This is a genomic window from Verrucomicrobiota bacterium, assembly GCA_016871495.1.
Lineage (GTDB): Bacteria > Verrucomicrobiota > Verrucomicrobiia > Limisphaerales > VHDF01 > VHDF01.
Window position 1 is genome coordinate 18,049 of sequence record VHDF01000030.1, and the last position, 17,002, is coordinate 35,050.

Here is a 17,002-nt window from a genome sequence, read left to right on the forward strand (position 1 = left end):
TAGGTTGTGCTCGTCGCAATAAACAAGGAGCGGGATTCAAAGCTTGCGCATGCCCTCGCTCACGGCCGTCTTCGCGCGATCCAGGATTTCGCGCACTTTCCAGGTCAGCCCGTCGGATTTGTTCAAGCCGCGAATTTTGGGATCCGCGAAACGCGCTCGCAACAAAGCCGCGAGCTGCCCGTATCCATACAATCCCTCGTCGTTCATCTCCACGACATAGACGTGATTGAAACCCGCGAACACGGTGTCGATGCCGTGGGGCAACGGATTGAGATACTTGATATGCAGCGCCGAGACGCTGTCTCCCGCACCCCGCGCTCGATCCACCGCCTCGCGAATCGGGCCCTGAGTGGATCCCCAGCCGACCAGGAGGATGTTCCCCTCCGGCGGTCCATAGAGCGTCGGAGCCGGAAGCTCCGCCGCAAGCGCCTGAAGTTTTCGACGCCGCTTCGCCGTCATCGCCGTGTGCAGCTTGGGCGATCCCGTGGGATGCCCAAGCTCATCGTGTTCAAGCCCCGTCACAATGGGATACTTGCCGCTGGCAATGCGGGTGCCCGGCGCAATGTGCCGCGTAATGCCGTCCGGGGCCTTCAAATCATAAGGCCGGTGATCCGTCACCGGTGTCAGATCAGGCGATATGTTCTGGCAAAGCTTCTCCAAATCAGGGGCGGGAAACGCCTCGATGCGCGTCGCGATGGCCTGATCCGTCAGGATCAAAACGGGCACGCTGTATTTCCGCGCGATGTTCACCGCGTCAAGGGCAACATAAAAGCAATCCTCAACGTTGGCCGGGGCCAGCACCACCCGGGGCGAGTCGCCATGGCCTCCAAAACAAGCGATCTGGAGATCCGATTGCTCCACATTCGTCGGCATGCCCGTGGAAGGCCCTCCCCGCTGCACATCCACCACCACCAGCGGCATTTCCGCCATGACTCCCCATCCAATGGCTTCCGTTTTTAACGAAATGCCAGGGCCGCTCGAACCCGTCACCGCCACGCGACCCGCGTAACTGGCCCCGAGCGCCATGGAGACGGATGCGATCTCATCCTCGCACTGCACAAAGAGGCCGCCGTACTTCGGCAATTCGCGCCGCAGCAGCTCCATGATATCGGACCAGGGAGTGATGGGATATCCGGCCCCAAAGCGCACCCCCGCGGCGATCAGGCCATAGGCCAGCGCCTCATTGCCGTTCATCACCATCTGCTGGCCTTCACGCTTCTGCGCGTCCAGAAAACGGAAGGTTTCAAGAATGCCCCCCAGCGAATGAGTGTAGCCGGCATGAAAGGCCGTGAGCGCATTGGACGCCACGCTCGTGTCCTTGCCCGTGAATCGCTCGTGAATCAACTTCTCGAGTTTGGACACATTCAAATCAAACATCTTGGCAAGCAACCCCAGCGCAAAAATGTTCTTCCCCTTGTCTTTGGCCGTGCCACCGATGGCCTCCACCGTCAGCCCGGAAATCGGCACGCCCACATGCCGGTAATGCTTCTGCGACTCCTCGGCAGGCTGCACATGGTCGGAATCGTACAACACAATGCCACCCTTCTTGACAAACGCGATGTGCTCCTCATACGAATGCTGATAGAAGGCGAGAAGCACGTCGGCTTCGTCGCCCGAACTCAACACCTCGCCCGTGCCAATGCGCACCTGAAAAATGGATGGCCCGCCCGAAATCGTGGAGGGAATCGTCATGAAGGTCATGACCTCCTGCTCACTGCGTCCCGCCAAACGAGCCAGGAAACCGCCAATGGCCTGAATGCCGTCCTGCGAATTCCCCGCAATGCGGATCACCGCCTCCTGGATCTGGGAAACCCCCGCAGACCCACCCGCCGAAACCGCGCCCGTCGTCACTTCACTCATGAAATTGTTAGATTAACTCTGCTGATCTACCTTCAAGCTCGAATCGCCAGACCCTCTCTTTCCAAGGATCCACAACCGAACACGTCCAAACAATCTAACATTGAATCCACTTTCAACAAGGAGTTTTTTTTGGCGTAAACACCTCATAGAAATCCACTTATCCATAAGGTTATAACTATTTCTCGAAGCCCGGCGGGCAGGCCGGATCCACGGACTATTAGACGAATTCATGCAAACGGATCGAAACATTCGTCCTGAGTGATAGCAGTTCGGACCGTTCAGGCGGGACAAGAGGATCACCGGAGAACACCGACGCCCGCAAGATGACGCGATCAACCCGCCACCCCTACGGCCTGAGGACGCGGTCCATCCACGCCTCCAAACCGCGGGCCAATCCCCGGCCGCAAGTCTGCGTGCTCACGTATCCCCCTTGGGATCTCACCCGCTCTTTCACAGCCTCCACCGCGTTCCCCGGCGCAATCAGCATCGCGGCCCGGTCCCGCGCCAGCATCGGAAGATCATTCAAATGATCCCCGGCCGCGACGGTGGCGTCCGCCCCGATCCCATGCCGTTCCGCGATCGCCGAAAGGGCTGAACCCTTGTGATAACGCTCATGGCTGAACCGCAAATACACATCGTTGCGCACCACCATGAGCCCGGGTAGTCCCTCGGCAAAATGCTGCAGCTCGGCTTCGATGGCGTCAGTCGCTTCCTGACCTTGAGCGATCACACAGAGTGGAGAGTAGGGATCCTCGTACACCGTCACGGGAAATCGGTTTTCCATCCAAGAGACGAGGCGCGGGACCTCCGGACGCAGCCGCGCGAATAGCTCGCGATGAGCCTTCGTGCATTCCCGATTCCACTCTTCCCACGCCACATACCGAGCCCCGTCATGACGGTAGATTTCACGCTCAACCACCACGAGGTAGTCCGGACGGGGCCTTAAACCCGAACGTCCCATCGCTTCCACCAGGCTCGACAAATCACGCCCGGTGTTGATGGCCCAAAGGGACCCGGCTCGTTGCAGGTCCCCCAGGAGGGACTCCGCCTCGGGAGCCACGGGAACGGGCTCGAACTCGGCATACAGCGTGCCGTCGAAATCGGTGGATAGGAGTCGCATCTGCTCCGCCGCTTTGCGACACCGCTCGTCCATGGAATGAGTCATGGCGGCGTCAGTGATACGCTCGATTCGTGAGGAAGACGATCTTCCTTTTCGCGCATCCAGGCGAAGAGCACGGGCGTGACGATCAGGATGTGGAGGAGGCTGCTGATCATGCCGCCGATGACGGGTGTGGCCAGCGGCTTCATCACTTCCGACCCCGTTTGTTCGCTCCACATGATCGGCAGCAGGCTCGCCACAATGGTCGCGACGGTCATGACCTTGGGCCGCAGCCGAAGCTTGGCTCCTTCGATCACCGCCGCCGTTAAATCGGCCCGTGAAAAATCCCCGCCCTTTTCACGTCTTCGTTTGGCCAGCGCTTCCTCCAGATAAACAACCATCACGACACCGGTTTGAATCGCGGTGCCAAAGAGGGCTATGTATCCCACCCAAACCGCGACGCTGAAGGGATAACCCATCATCTTCTGCAGAAAAACACCTCCGGTCAGCGCGAAAGGAACCGCCAGAATGACATGCGCGGCTTCTTTCGCCGAGCGATAGACAAGATAAAGCAAGACAAAGATGATGCCCAGCACAGTGGGCACTACGACCCAAAGCGTCCGGCCGGCCCGCAACAAATCTTCGAATTCACCGGAGTATTCAAGCGTCATGCCGGCGGGCAATTGAGGGAGAATCTCGCTCTCAATCCGCCGGCGCACTTCGCTGACAAAACCGCCCAGATCCCGATCCTGCACGTTGGCCTGCACAAAAACGCGCAAGCGCCCGTTCTCGCTGGCGATTTCGCTCGGCCCCAATACGCGCCGAATCAGGGCTACCTGGCCGAGCGGCACACTCCCGCCCGAGGCTATCGGCACCGGCAGATCTCCCAGACGCTCCAAATCATCGCGCGAAGACCGCTCCACTCTCACTTGCACCGGCACGCGTTCCCGCTTGTCGATGAGGGTGGTCACAGTCCTCCCACCCAATCCCGCTTCCACCATCTCCAGCACGTCCGCCGCCCGCAGTCCATACCTCGCCATGGCTTCACGTTGAACTTCCACTTCAAGGTAAGGCTTGCCCTGCACCCGCGAAGGGGCCACCCCAACGGCGCCGCGAACCGAGCGCACCACCTGCTCAACCTCAAACGCCTTTTTTTGCAACGCATCCAGGTCGTCCCCCAGGATCTTCACCCCCAACTGCGCGCGAATGCCGGTGCTGATCATCAAGACTCGATTCTCGATGGGCTGGAGGAATCCAGGAACATATCCCGGAACCACCGACAGTTTCTCCATCATGGCCGAAACCAGCTCGGAGCGGGTTTTGCGCCGGCCCGTCGTTGCATCGACCGGCCATTCCGACTCGGGCCTGAGCATGATGGTCGTCTCAATCATCTCAACGGGGGCAGGATCCGTGGCGGTCTCGGCCCGGCCCAATTTGCCCGCCACCGACGAAACTTCCGGGAAGGCCCGAATCACACGATCCTGCCAGGACATGATCCGCTTCACTTCGGTCAACGAGGTGCTGGGCAAGAGCACCGGCATGAAGAGCAGCGACCCCTCGTTCAACGGCGGCATGAACTCGCGTCCAAAACCCCCGAACACCCCCGCCAGCGGCCCCAAGCCCCCTTTCTCCATGCGCTCGATGACGGATCGAGGCAATCCCGTGACCATCGTCACCGCCACCGCCAGCACCCCCGCGGCGAGAAACACAACCGATTTCCGCCACCCCAAAGCCAGCCTCAGGCAGGGATCGTAAAGGGCCATCAAGAAACGCATGATCCAATTCCGATCCTCCGCGTGGAAGGGCCCCCGCACCAGCCAGGCACAGAGCATGGGCACCGCGGTCACGGCCAGAATGGTGGATCCGATCATGGCGAATGTCTTGGTGTAGGCCAGCGGATGAAAGAGTTTTCCCTCTTTGCCGGTCATTGCGAAAACCGGGACGAAAGCCAGAATGATGATCACCATCGCGAAGAAAATGGGTCGTCCCACCTGGTGGGACGCTGCCCGAGTCACTTCGAGCGTCTCCAGCGCGGTCAATCGCCTCCCCTTCTCATGCTCGGCTTGCTCACAATGCCGAATCACGTTTTCCGTCAATACGATGGCCGCATCCACCAGCACTCCGATGGCAATCGCGATGCCCGCCAGGGACATGATGTTGGAACTGACGTGAAACACTTCCATGAACCCGAACGCGATGAGAATCGACAGGGGCAGAGGCAGGGTGACAATGAGAATGCTCCGGAAATGAAACAGGAAGAGCACATGCGCCAGCGTCACCAGCAACATCTCCTCGAGCAGGGCTCTCCTCAATGTATCAATCGTCTGGTCGATCAGACCGCTCCGGTCATAAAAGGACTTGATCCTGACCCCTTCCTTCTCCAATCCGGGCGCCAGCTCATCAATCTTGGCCTGGACGCGACGAATCACATCCCGGGCGTTCTCCCCGGTCCGCATGACCACGATCCCGCCCACCACCTCCCGCCCGTCCACGTCAAGGGTGCCACGTCGAAAATCTCCGCCGAGCTGCACCGTGGCCACGTCGCCCAGATAAATCGGCGCTCCATTGGTCTGCATCAAAACCGTGCGCTCGAGTTCCGCCTTGGCCCGTTCCGCCCGGAACAACCCGAGGCCTCGCACGACGAATTCCATGCCGTTCTCCTCGATCACCTTCCCGCCCACGTTCAGATTCGCGCGCTCCACCGCCATTAGCACCTCTCGCAGGGGAATGCCCGCCGCCCGCAAGCGCGTGGGGGAAACTTCCACTTGGTATTGCCTCACGAACCCGCCCACGCTCGCGACTTCGGCCACCCCCGGCACCGCTCCCAATTGATAACGGACGAACCAGTCCTGGATGGATCGTAACCGGCCCAAATCCAATCCACCCTCAGGCGCTTTCCTGGGATCCACGTCCAGGTAATACTGATAAACCCAGCCCAAGCCAGTCGCATCCGGACCCAACCTCGCCACGACCCCCTTCGGAAGTGTGTCGGTGAGGTAATTGAGCCGCTCCAACACTCTGGAACGCGCGAAGTAATTGTCGATGCGGTCCTCAAAAATGACCGTGACGAGCGAGAAACCGAACATGGAGTTCGCCCGCACGGACTTCACACCGGCCAGTCCGCGCAGATTCGAAGTTAAAGGATAGGTGACTTGATCCTCGACGTCTTTCGGGCTTTGCCCAGGCCAATCGGCAAAGACGATCACCTGGTTCTCGCTCAAATCCGGGATGGCATCCACCGGGGTCCGCAGGAGCGCGCGAGTCCCCCAAGCGGTCACCAGCAGCACGCCCACCACGACAAGAAACCGATTCTCGAGGGATGCGTTGAGAAGCCGCTTGATCATCGAGTGACCTCCGCGCCGCAATCGAGCATCTCGGCGCCAAAATAGGGATTCCGGATCGGTCCGGATCGCTGAATCCAAACCGCCGATCGAGGCGCGCCCGGAAAAGCGCTCTTCGTCATCGGGCAGCGAAACACCTTCACCGGCCTCCCCGTGCCAGACCGTTTGAGCGCCCGAGCCGCCTCCGCCGCCGCTTCGGCCAGCGCGTAAAACTGCTTCCGGGCATCCACCAGGGTCGTGGATGAACTCCAAGCACCGACTTGTCGCAGCCGGCTTTCCACCTCTTCCCAACCGGTTTGTCCCTTGAGGAGCTCGGCGCAGGCGAGCGCTCGCTGCGGAGCCGTTTTCGCGGCCTCGACAAAACGCGCGAGATCATCGGCCGCCAGGGTCTCAGCCAGCCCGGATGCCACATCCAAGATCGCTTCGACCGATTCCAACGCCGCCGCGTCCAGCTTGGCTTTGTCCGTGGCGCTCTCGGACTTCCTGGCTGCGGGATCCGGGCTTGAGCCTTCCTCCGCTTGATCCCTCGGCTGGGTGATTTGATTGAGTTGGGCCTGAGCGTCGATCATGAGGTTGCCTTGCAGCACGACGCGATCTCCAGGTTCGAGCCCCTCCAGGACCTCCCAGACCTCGTCGCCCAACCGCCCCAAACGAACACGCCGCGCCTGATACACGCCTTCCTCGCGTTCAAGATACACGACCGGGTCTTGCCCGGTCGCCAGAACCGCGGTCCGCGGAACCGCCAGCACTTCGGGGGCGGAGAGTCGCACCACCGCCTCGGCATAGACGCGATGCATCAAAGCCCGCCTGCGAGGGCCGCCTTCTTCCACCAAGGGGTTCGGCAACTCCACCCGTGCCCTCAAGCTCCGGGTCATTTCATTGGCGTTGGGATCAAGAAATCGCACGACTCCGGAAAACAGTCGGCCCGGCTGCGACGGCAGCGAAACCTCCACTTCCTGGCCCGGTTGAATCCAGGGGAGGTCTTTCTCATACACCTCGAACTTGAACCACATGGTCGAGAAATCCGCCGTCTCGAAAAGCTTGTCCCCCTCCTTCACATATTGACCCTCATAAACGAAGCGGTTGACGACGGTGCCTGTCTCCGGAGCAAGAATCAGGCTGGTGGTTTCGTCCTCAGCCTTGTCGGCAAGCGCGGCCATGGCGGCCTCGGACAATCCCAGCCGCTTGAGCCGGGTGCGGGCGGCGGAAAGCAGCGTTTCGGAATCGGCCGTGCGTGGAGAACGTGTCAACAGGATGAACTCCCGTTCCGCTTTGAGCAGCACGGGACTGAAAAGCGCGGCCAGCGGCTTTCCTGCCTCCACCTCGGCGCCGACATAATTCACCATCAATCGATCGATGCGCCCATCCACCGTGGCGGAGATGAAGCGGTGCCGGGTATCGTCGTCCTCCACCACACCGGCAACGCGAAGCGTCTTCCGCAAGGGTTTCCGCTCCACCTCTCCCACCTGGACGTGCATCGTTTGCGTGGATCCCGGACCGAGCACAACCATGTCAGGTTCCTGGGTGAAACCCGTGTCGCCTTCATAGACCGGGACCAGTTCCATGCCGCAAACGGTGCATTTCCCCGGCTTGGGTGAGGTGACCCACGGGTGCATGGGGCTCTGGAAGAATTTAAGTTTGCGTCCCGCGGAGGACTCGGATTCGGGGCGGGCAGGCGCTTTGCTCCTCGCCATCCATTGCCATGTGATCGCTGAAGAAACCATGGCGACCACCAGCCAACTGAGCGCGATTTTGACTTTCATGGTTTTGTCTCCTTCTTGGTGCCCTCACGCTCGAGGACGAGCGGCGGGGTTTTGCCTTCCTCGATCATGGCCAGGGCTTCCAAGTCCCCGACACCACAGCAGAGGGCGAGCTCGGAAAGCAGCGTCCATTGCTCGCTGACCCCTCGAGCCTCCATGCGCAAAGCCTCGAACAACATGCGTCTTGATTCCAAGACCATGGCTAAGTTACCCGCGCCGGATATCCAGGCGGAACGGGCCGAGTCCACCGATTGCTGTCCTCGCGGAAGCAGAATCTCGCGGCTGAGCTGCGCTTCCCTGCGTGCCGCGTCAATGCCCCGCGTCAACTTGGTGATCTCGGCCTCGACTTCGAGTTCGCTCTGCCGGATCTGGAGCTCGGCGGCTTCAGCCAGCGCCGCGTCGCGAGCGAAGTCCTTTTCGTAACGGGCGCGATTGAACCAGGGGATGTTCATCGATGCCGTAAACATGCCCTCGCGAAACGTGCCGTCTCCACTGAATTGACGTCCTTCAATCCCCAGGGCCACGTCGGGCCGCCGCGACCGGCGCGTCGCCTCTACCCGGGCGAGGGCGGCAACGCTTTCGGAACGCGACATGAGGATTCTCGGATCGTCCCTCAAGGCCAGATTCAGCAAGCGCCGGTGATCCCGCAACGCCGGCCACAATTCCGGAAGCCGCAGCTCTGGAAAAGGCGCTCCCACGGACCGACCCAGCCGCCGGTTCAATTCCGAACGAAGCTGGTCGCCCCGCTGCATCTCGACTCGCCGCCGTTGCTCCCATTGATCCTTTTCACTCCGCAGTTTGTTGATCTCTGCCAGCCCCCCCGAACCCGCGCGCAGACGTTCCTGCGCCACCTCGATCTGCCGCTCCAGCCAGGACTGCTCCTCCCCGTCGATCGACGAAATCCGATCCGAAAGCGCGATGGCGAAAATCAATACCGCCGCTTGCTTGCGGATCTCTTGAAAGGCAGCGTCGGATCTCGTTCCCAACGCCTCCGCCTCGGCCAGCTTCCAGGCCCGCGCCCGTTTCGCCTTCCCGAAAAGCGGAAGCTTCTGCTCCAATCCATAAATCAAGTCCCCCTCTTCGCTCGCGTTGAATCCCATTTCCAACCGCGCGGAGTGGTAAGCGGGGCCAGCACTGGACATCGTCTCGAAGACCAGATCCTCCGTGCGTTTCCGACCCACGGCGCCCCCAAGTGAAAGGACCGGATCATCCCAGGTGCGGAGGGCAGCCGCATCCGCCTCTCCGCTGCGGAATCGGGCGTCCGCGGCCCGAAGAGCCGGACTGTTCGACCGGGCAGCCGCCGTGAGTTCCGCCACGAACAGCGCGGTCACTTGGACCGGCGGCCCGTTGCTCCTCAAGGAACCGGGTTCGATCCATTCCTGAGGGAATGCCGGGGAGCAGCAGATTCCGGCAATCACGCCGGCTAAAAAGACTTTCATAACTTCTATCGTTTTCGTGTCCGAGGGGCGAAGAGGATTCCCAACCCCAAGTCGGCAGGAACGCACGCGAATGAAGGGATTGGGGAGCGTCCCAAGCCGGCAAAGATGCCGCACTCAGGACACAACGCGGGTACGAACGGTCAGAAGCTCAGAGAAGAAGGACGCAGTATCGGGAGTAGAGCCGGTCAGGTTTGCCGACGCTCCGCGCGGGCAGGGCCAAGCCGTCCGAGACCTCGTCCCGGGGTGTCCCACCCACCAGGCATTCGCTTGGCGGCTGACTGGGAAATTCCTTCGCAGAGGAAGTCGGAGACGGAACTCCGGAAGGATTGGGGACAGGTGAAGAATGGGGAAGGGAGACCGGGGTAACACAACAAGCGCACTCGACGGGAAGGCAGCAGGAACGATCCGAGCAAGCCTCACCGACATCTTCACCTGAAGTTCGGAAGGTGGACCCGAACAAGGCGGCGACGAACTGCGTGATCAGCATCAAGCAGAACATCGCGGACCTCAAACGGATCCATGTCAACGCAGGCCGCATTCGAAGGAGGAAATGTTCCCGTGGAGCAAATAACGCTCTCCCGGGCAGAGCACCCGCCGGGCTCCATTAGGAGCGGAACGGTTCGAACAGAACCGCTCCTCTTGATTACTTCGCGGATTTCTTGTTGGCCTTGGCGATCTTTTTCATGATTTTCGCCGAGTCCTTCTTGAAATCCTTCATGCACGATTTGCAGCACAGCTTGATTTCCTGACCTTCGTGCTCGAACACATAGGGATCCCCCATGTCACCCAATTTTTCGTCTGAAACAGCGCAGGTCTTAAGTGGATAAGCCTTCACCTTTTCCTTGGCTTTGCCCGCTTTGTCGGCGGCTTGCACCAAAGAGATCGAGGCGATCAGGGCCAGGGCAATCAGGGTCGTGATGGTTTTCATAGTCAATTCAAATGTTTCAGTTCAAACAAAACTCTATCCCTTACGGACGGAAAAGGCATGCTTTTTCTTCATTCGGCGTCGAAGCGCCATCCGTGCTGGCGCAGCACGTCCTCCATCTTCACCGGACGGCCTCCCTGACGTTTGCTTTCGTCGGCTGCTTCCATAAAGGCCATGAGCTCAATGGTTTCCTCGGGTGGAATGGGAGGGACACCGGTCTGGAAAAACTTCACAATTTCGGCCACCAGGGGCGCATAATCCCCGCTCCCCTTTTGCTCGGCCACACCCTGACGGCCAAACACAATGACCTTGTGGGGCGTGGCTCCGGTACGCAACCCGACCAGCACACCCGTTCGGCCTTCAGACCAAGTTCCCGTGACCACATCCGTCTCCTCGGTGGCCGAGCGCGTCACCACTTCACATCCGCGTCCCAAAATCGTGTAGAGCGCTTCGGCCGGGTGAATGCCGTACCAATAAAAATCAGGATGATGGGGCTCCTTGTGGGAAGGTCCGTAAGAGATCGCGCTGCGGATTGCGCCAATGTTCGCCTTTCGAACGTCGGCCATGCTGAGATAAAAACGATAGGAAGACGAGGTGAACCAGGGCACCCGGGTCCTTTTGCCCAAACGATAGATCTCAATGGCGTCCCGAAGTGAACCCGCCAGCGGTTTGTCGATGAAGAGCTTCTTCCCGGCCTGAAACGCGGGCCGGGCCTGCTCCAGATGCGGACGCCCGTCCACGCTTTCAATCATGACCGCATCGACCTTGCGACAGAGCTCTTCGACGGTGGGAACCATCTCGACCCCGTAGGTCTGGATCAATTCCTGAGTGTACCCCTCAACCCGATCCCAGCTGGAGGGAATGTCGCGGCTGCCCCCCTTGACCGCGGCCACCACCTTGGTCCCGGGCGTGTATCCTTTCGCCGTCGAGTCGTTCATCAACTTCGTGAAAGCCGTGGCATGGGACGTATCGAGTCCCACCATGCCCACGCGGATTTCGGCGGCGGTCGAGACGGAAGTCACGGCAGTCGGGACACTCATGGTCATGAGAAGAAGTCGAAACCAAGTCGAAGGCAACGAAAACGATCGGAACATGCCTCGACCATGCCGCACGAACCACCTCGAAGCAAGGCGTCTGTGGCGACCACCACGTGCGGCGGTGCGGGGGATTTCTGGTGTCCTTCTCGCACCATTTCATGTCCGGCCCGGACACCGTTCTGCAATGACCCCGTGTCCATGGTTGAATTGTGAAGTGCAGTCGTTCTCATTTTACACCGGAGCGCGGCCGGGTCGTCCTTCGACCCGCCGCAGCACGTTGAATCATCTGGAGTATCCCGGCCTGTCCTCAGGCTGCGGCTGGTCTCCGACCCAGCCGCGCTCCCCCAAAGGAGAATGCCTGTATGAGATCCCTGTTCCGCGGACGCGAATGGAGCCAGCCTCGGCAATTCCCAGGCCGAAGATCAGTTCCAGAAGCGTGGTTTTGCCGGATCCGTTGGGGCCGATCAGGCCGCAAATGGAGCCTTCCGGCACGTCCAGATCGATCGGGCCGAGTTTGAACTTTTCGTAAGACTTAACAATGCCTCTGATCTCAATCGCATTCATAGTCATGAGGATTCTTTGAGTTTTTTGAGGGCTTCCCTGAAAATATTTTCAATTTCCACCCGCTTGAGCCCGGCGTCCGATGCCTCACGGCAGCCTTCGGCAAAGAGTGACGACGCATGGGCCAGTTTGGCCTGCCGCCCGCGATCCTCTCCCCCTTCAGCAACGAAAGTACCCAATCCCTGTCGGCGGAGGATAATCCCTTCGCGCTCGAGATCTTCGTAGGCGCGCTTGACCGTGATCACACTGACCATGAGATCCTGAGCCAACGCCCGGAACGAAGGCAGGGCAGTACCCCCTGGCAACCGCCCGGAACTTACCTCGCGCTTGAGACCGTCCACGATCTGTTGATAGAGCGGTCCCGGCGCCGCCGCCGAGAGCGGCGGCAAGAAGATACGGTGATCAGCCATAACTACTGTATATATACACCATACACAGTAAGCTGGCTACATCTTTTTTAGCTTTTCAAGATGGAGAACCTCTCAAGCGGATGGACCCGCGATCGCAATCCGGAATCATTTCCCCAATCCCCCAGCTTCCAATCCGGCCAATTCTACGCCGTCAAAAAACGTAACTTATCTCACCCGCGCAATGCCTCGCGGCACAGAACTTGATCGATGCGTGGGCTTGGCTCCAACTTGCGCTCTCACGGAGACTCGGTGGCCGTTTCCCGTTTTACGGCACAGGCGGCGCGGGCATGCGCGATCCCAAGCGCAAATACTGCCAGATCGCTTCCCGTTGCTTCGTCCCATCCCCATCCAAGATCTCCGTCAAAGGACTTTTCCCCTCCTCGTCAAAGTACACGGGCATCTTCGAAGTTGGGTCGATCGACAACGGATTGCGCAGCCACCGCAGCACCCAATCTTTGCGCAAGCGGCTTCCGCTCAAAATCAAATTGACTCCCGGCGCCTCGAACACTTGCGTGGCTACCATGCTCCCCACGCTGTGGCAACTGGTGCATGAAAAGCCACCCGCGGCCGAGACAAGCTTCGCCCCCGTTTTCACCAGCTCCGCGTCAGGATCAGGTTCAATCGCCGAGCGCCCGCCAAGCCCGTGCCCATGCGCCAATCCCTTCGCCAGCAGGCTTGCCCGCGCCGGAAACGACGGCATCCGACCCTCCAGCCACGGCCGGGGCTTCTCCTTCACAACGCCGGCTAACATCGCTTCCACATACTCCGGATTGATCTTCTCCCCGAGCCTTTCGAACGGCGGCCAGCCTTCCACCTTCCCATGGCACTCGCGGCACTGCAGTTCCCGCGCCTGCCGCCTCGCAAAGTCCGCGGCCACCTGACGGTTGAGCGAACCCGCCATGCGCTTGCCGAACTCGCGCAATGAGTCTCGCGCGTCACCTACCAACCCGAAGTCCGGTGCCGCCAAGGGTGGACGCTCCGACAAACATCCGGACTCCCAATTCACCACTTTTTTGAAAACGTTGGACCGCACCCCGTCATCCTTCCTCGTTTTGTGGCACTGCAAACATCCTCGATCCTGCACCAAGCGCCGCCCTCGATCCACGCCGCCACCAGCGTCTGCCTGCAATGTGTTCGCGTCACTTCCGCCCGCCTTGGTGAGCAAAAAGGACGATAACGCCGCGGCCTCTTCGACGCTCAAATGAAAATTCGGCATGCGAATCCAATCATAGTGCGCCTCGGGTCGCATCAGGAAATCACGCAAGGATCGTCCGGGGAATTTCCTCCGCACGTCTCGCAAACTCAACTTGCCTCCCTCCACCTCGGCCTCACCAGGTACCGAGTGGCAAGACCCGCAATGCAAAGTGCCAAAAAGTTTTTCCCCCTGCCCGGCGTCTCCGCTCGGCTCGGCTGCACCAGCCGCCGTTTTTGCGGAATCCGTCAAACTCGCCAAATATCGAGCCACCGATTCCGCCTCCTCCGCGGCGCGTTCACCTTGAAAGATCTTGGGCATCCTCGCTGAATGTCGATGCTTTTTCGGGTCCAATATCCAGTCCCTCATCCATGATGGCCCCCGCCGCGACCCGATCCCGTCGAATGTCGGAGCGCCCATGCGCAGGTCGGCAGGTTGACCCGGCCCGTGGCCCTCATGGCAACTCGCACACCGCAGCTCGAGGAACAAGTCACGGCCTTTCCGCCGAACCTCATCGGACTCCACCTCGGGACTCGGCGCGTGCGAGAAGGCGGACGCGGGCACCGGCCCGGGAGGCGTGTCCCGATTGGACCAAAACAACCTCACCCATCCATCGCCGGCGTTCGGTCGTCTCCACTGCACCCGAAACGAGTTCGTTCCTTTGCCTAAGCGAACCGTGTTGCTCGCGGGCAATGAAGGCGCATCCCCATCCGCCTCCAATTCCTGAACCAGCTTGCCGTTGATCTCCAACCGCACCGGGCCCCTCGCTTCGAACTGAAAGCGAAAATCAGCGCGCAAGTCCACCGAGATCAGACCCCGCCACTCAGCCTCCACCAACCCCGGTGCCACAAAGGGCGAAGGCGTCTCGCCAGCGGGCACGAACAACTCCACGGTCGGCCGAGACTCGATATCACGACCCTCCCCGGCGAGGGATCGAAAGGACACCTCCAATCCCGGCTTCAAATCCGCCGCCCACCCCGAACACCACGCGACGAAGGCGCCTACCAGCCATCCCAACAGCATGTTCCTCCGCGTGGAGTCGCGTCTTGAATTCATCCTCATTCCCGGCGCGCTCCGCCCCTCTCAGGGAACCACATGCACCGTGTGCAAGACTTCCTGATTCAACTCGAATCCGTCTGCGGCTCGGAGGGCGAACTTCACCTGCATTTGCATCACCGGCTTAAGGTCCTCCAACGACAGCGTCACGGTCTTGCCATCCTCCGAAAGCCGCGCGGATTTCACCACCATCGCGTCACGTCCGGTCTTTTCCGGATGAGCCACGGAATATTCCATGGAACCATAATTGAGGGAGCGCCGGTAATTCCATCGTTGCACGTTATAATTCTCCGCGCCCTCGGCCGACGCCCGGTCCAGCGGCTGGGTGAACGTCAAGTGCACTCCCTTCTGATCCACCCGCAAACCTTGGACGGAATACACAGGCTTGCCCGTGTAACGAACCCGGTCGAAACCGCTCAGCCGCGCCGCCTTGGTCTGCCACCCTTGCATTCCCGCGACGTACAACTGGCCGTCCGCCGGATTGAATTTCGGACGCATCGCCGCGGAGGAGAACTTCAACGGAATCCTCACGGCCCCTCCCTGCATACGCTCCCCGACCTGCTGCCGCATGACAAGATACAAGGCGCACTCCCCGTAGGAAGTGTGCAACAGTTCGTCGCGGAAGGGTCCCCAGCGCTCACTGGTGACCCAAACTTGCCCGCCCCCTGAATTGTCCCAGCCGTTGCGGGAAAGCCAGCACAACGGCGGATCGAACTCCGGCACCGGTTTGCGCTGGGCCACGTGCTCCACTCCATAAAACCCACCCGGCTTGATCCAATTCACCGGACAACTTGGAATCCACGTCCCCTCATTGTCTCCCGTCGTCAACTGGCCGTCGGCCCGCACCCCAATGCCGTTCGGAGCACGAAAGCCTGTGGCAACCACTTCCAACTTGCTTCCATCGGGAGACACCTTGCAAAGGGTCCCGTTGTGGGCCGCGATCCGCTCAAATCCACTCCCGCCCGGCCTCACCGGCGCCGCCTTCGCGAAATAAAAGTTCCCCGCCCGGTCGCGCTGCAAGTCGAAGACAAACTCGTGAAACCCCTCCGTGGAGGTGTAGAGATTGCAAAAATTCTCATAATAATCAGCCTCCCCATCCCGGTTGAAGTCGTGCAGCCGGGTGATTTGGTCCCGGCCCGACACATAAATCACATCGTTGACAATGACCAATCCCAGCGTCTCGTAAAGCCCGGACGCGTATCGCGTCCACGTCAGGTTCTCCAGCTTATCGTCAATTCCCGAGACCACCCAAACGTCCCCGTCCCAGGTGCAAAGCGCGGCCCGCCGCCCGTCCGCGAAGAAATCCATCCCTCCAAAGCGCACGCGCCGCCGCCACGGGTTTTCCGTGGGCGGAGTCAACCGGTCGAGAACATAAGCGCCGTCGGGTGTGGCACTCGCTTCCAGCTCGCCTCGAGTGATGATTTGATGTTTCCAACGCGCCGGCCCGCCCTTGCCCGCCATCGGCACCCGCACCTCACCCTCCAGTTGCGCCTCAAACTTGCCGGCCATCGACCTCGGCCCCTTCCACACCACCACCCTGAACGAACCTGAAAAACCTTTCGGAAGCTTCACCAAGGCGCGGTGACCTTCCGCAACCAGACTCCCGCCCTGAGGCAGTCCCGTCACCCCCACCCGGGTCGCATCCTGCCCCTCTTGCTGAAACACGATCATCCGCCCCGACGAACTCTGGAAGGGAACCCCTCCCTCCACTTCGCAAACCACCAGCGTCATGGCCTCTCGCGTCTGGTCAATCTCGATGTTCCTCGTGAAACCAGTCACTCCTTCCAAAAACTGCGTGGTGGGATGTTCTCGAATCTTCGCGCCGCGCACCGTGTAGGTCAGCACCACATCTTGGCCATGGACATAGTGCCCGTCCCAACGCGCCCAACCACCCGGCAACGGACCGAACGGCTCCGTCCTCGGATCGGCCAGCGAGTCTTTCTCCCCAAGCCAGCCCGGCAGCGCCGGCGTGCCAAAGACCTGCTCGCCGTGGATCGAAGGATGCCCGCCATGCTGCCCGTCGAAGGCCACGCCGTGCGTGGTGATAAAGCCCTCGCGCCAACCGGCCGCCATGCGCATCAATTCCGTGTCGAAAAGCATCGACGACCTCGGCCCCACCCGGATCGCCAAGCCCTTCATGGCGGTATTGCCTTTAGGTTGGGGCGCCGAGACACACGCCGCCTGCACCGGAAAGTCCGATTGCAGCAAGGCCTCGTTCACCGGCGGCGCGGCCGCCAACGCCAACCCGGTCCAGGCGCCCATGGCCATGCCGATCCACCCCTTCGCCTGCTTCGTCCAAAAGTGCATTCCCATTCAACAATC

At 60.5% G+C, this 17,002-nt stretch carries 11 protein-coding genes; all 11 read right to left on the reverse strand.

The window, feature by feature from the left end:
- Window positions 1–36: 36 nt before the first annotated feature.
- Window positions 37–1,860: a 2-oxoacid:acceptor oxidoreductase subunit alpha gene (locus tag FJ404_08740; protein MBM3822954.1), complete on the reverse strand. Its 1,824-nt coding sequence runs from the start codon at window positions 1,858–1,860 to the stop codon at window positions 37–39.
- Between the two features lie 346 nt (window positions 1,861–2,206).
- On the reverse strand, window positions 2,207–3,025 hold the full coding sequence (locus tag FJ404_08745; protein ID MBM3822955.1) for an HAD-IIB family hydrolase: 819 nt from the start codon (window positions 3,023–3,025) through the stop codon (window positions 2,207–2,209).
- Window positions 3,022–6,303, reverse strand: a complete 3,282-nt coding sequence (locus FJ404_08750; protein MBM3822956.1) for an efflux RND transporter permease subunit — start codon at window positions 6,301–6,303, stop codon at window positions 3,022–3,024. Before FJ404_08750 ends, FJ404_08745 begins: the two co-directional genes overlap by 4 nt.
- On the reverse strand, window positions 6,300–8,063 hold the full coding sequence (locus FJ404_08755) for an efflux RND transporter periplasmic adaptor subunit (protein ID MBM3822957.1): 1,764 nt from the start codon (window positions 8,061–8,063) through the stop codon (window positions 6,300–6,302). The genes FJ404_08750 and FJ404_08755 overlap by 4 nt, the downstream gene beginning before the upstream one ends.
- Window positions 8,060–9,499: a TolC family protein gene (locus tag FJ404_08760; GenBank protein MBM3822958.1), complete on the reverse strand. Its 1,440-nt coding sequence runs from the start codon at window positions 9,497–9,499 to the stop codon at window positions 8,060–8,062. The genes FJ404_08755 and FJ404_08760 overlap by 4 nt, the downstream gene beginning before the upstream one ends.
- A gap of 643 nt (window positions 9,500–10,142) precedes the next feature.
- On the reverse strand, window positions 10,143–10,427 hold the full coding sequence (locus FJ404_08765; protein ID MBM3822959.1) for a hypothetical protein: 285 nt from the start codon (window positions 10,425–10,427) through the stop codon (window positions 10,143–10,145).
- A 68-nt stretch (window positions 10,428–10,495) separates the two neighbouring features.
- Complete coding sequence (locus FJ404_08770; protein MBM3822960.1) at window positions 10,496–11,518, reverse strand: Gfo/Idh/MocA family oxidoreductase; 1,023 nt, start codon at window positions 11,516–11,518, stop codon at window positions 10,496–10,498.
- Window positions 11,519–11,743: 225 nt separating this feature from the next.
- Window positions 11,744–12,025 (reverse strand): ATP-binding cassette domain-containing protein, encoded by a 282-nt coding sequence (locus tag FJ404_08775; GenBank protein ID MBM3822961.1) that lies wholly within the window; start codon window positions 12,023–12,025, stop codon window positions 11,744–11,746.
- Between the two features lie 2 nt (window positions 12,026–12,027).
- Window positions 12,028–12,432: a GntR family transcriptional regulator gene (locus tag FJ404_08780; protein MBM3822962.1), complete on the reverse strand. Its 405-nt coding sequence runs from the start codon at window positions 12,430–12,432 to the stop codon at window positions 12,028–12,030.
- Between the two features lie 265 nt (window positions 12,433–12,697).
- Entirely contained in the window at window positions 12,698–14,686 is a 1,989-nt protein-coding gene (locus tag FJ404_08785) for a c-type cytochrome (protein ID MBM3822963.1), read from the reverse strand.
- A gap of 21 nt (window positions 14,687–14,707) precedes the next feature.
- The gene (locus FJ404_08790) at window positions 14,708–16,987 is read right to left on the reverse strand and encodes a hypothetical protein (protein ID MBM3822964.1); all 2,280 of its coding nucleotides are present in this window, start codon (window positions 16,985–16,987) and stop codon (window positions 14,708–14,710) included.
- Between the last annotated feature and the right edge of the window lie 15 nt (window positions 16,988–17,002).

Coding starts and splice junctions, on each gene's coding strand:
- FJ404_08740 (MBM3822954.1), bottom strand. CDS start 1,860: ATGAGTGAAGTGACGACGGGCGCGGTTTCGGCGGGTGGGTCTGCGGGG.
- FJ404_08745 (MBM3822955.1), bottom strand. CDS start 3,025: ATGACTCATTCCATGGACGAGCGGTGTCGCAAAGCGGCGGAGCAGATG.
- FJ404_08750 (MBM3822956.1), bottom strand. CDS start 6,303: ATGATCAAGCGGCTTCTCAACGCATCCCTCGAGAATCGGTTTCTTGTC.
- FJ404_08755 (MBM3822957.1), bottom strand. CDS start 8,063: ATGAAAGTCAAAATCGCGCTCAGTTGGCTGGTGGTCGCCATGGTTTCT.
- FJ404_08760 (MBM3822958.1), bottom strand. CDS start 9,499: ATGAAAGTCTTTTTAGCCGGCGTGATTGCCGGAATCTGCTGCTCCCCG.
- FJ404_08765 (MBM3822959.1), bottom strand. CDS start 10,427: ATGAAAACCATCACGACCCTGATTGCCCTGGCCCTGATCGCCTCGATC.
- FJ404_08770 (MBM3822960.1), bottom strand. CDS start 11,518: ATGTTCCGATCGTTTTCGTTGCCTTCGACTTGGTTTCGACTTCTTCTC.
- FJ404_08775 (MBM3822961.1), bottom strand. CDS start 12,025: ATGAATGCGATTGAGATCAGAGGCATTGTTAAGTCTTACGAAAAGTTC.
- FJ404_08780 (MBM3822962.1), bottom strand. CDS start 12,432: ATGGCTGATCACCGTATCTTCTTGCCGCCGCTCTCGGCGGCGGCGCCG.
- FJ404_08785 (MBM3822963.1), bottom strand. CDS start 14,686: ATGAGGATGAATTCAAGACGCGACTCCACGCGGAGGAACATGCTGTTG.
- FJ404_08790 (MBM3822964.1), bottom strand. CDS start 16,987: ATGCACTTTTGGACGAAGCAGGCGAAGGGGTGGATCGGCATGGCCATG.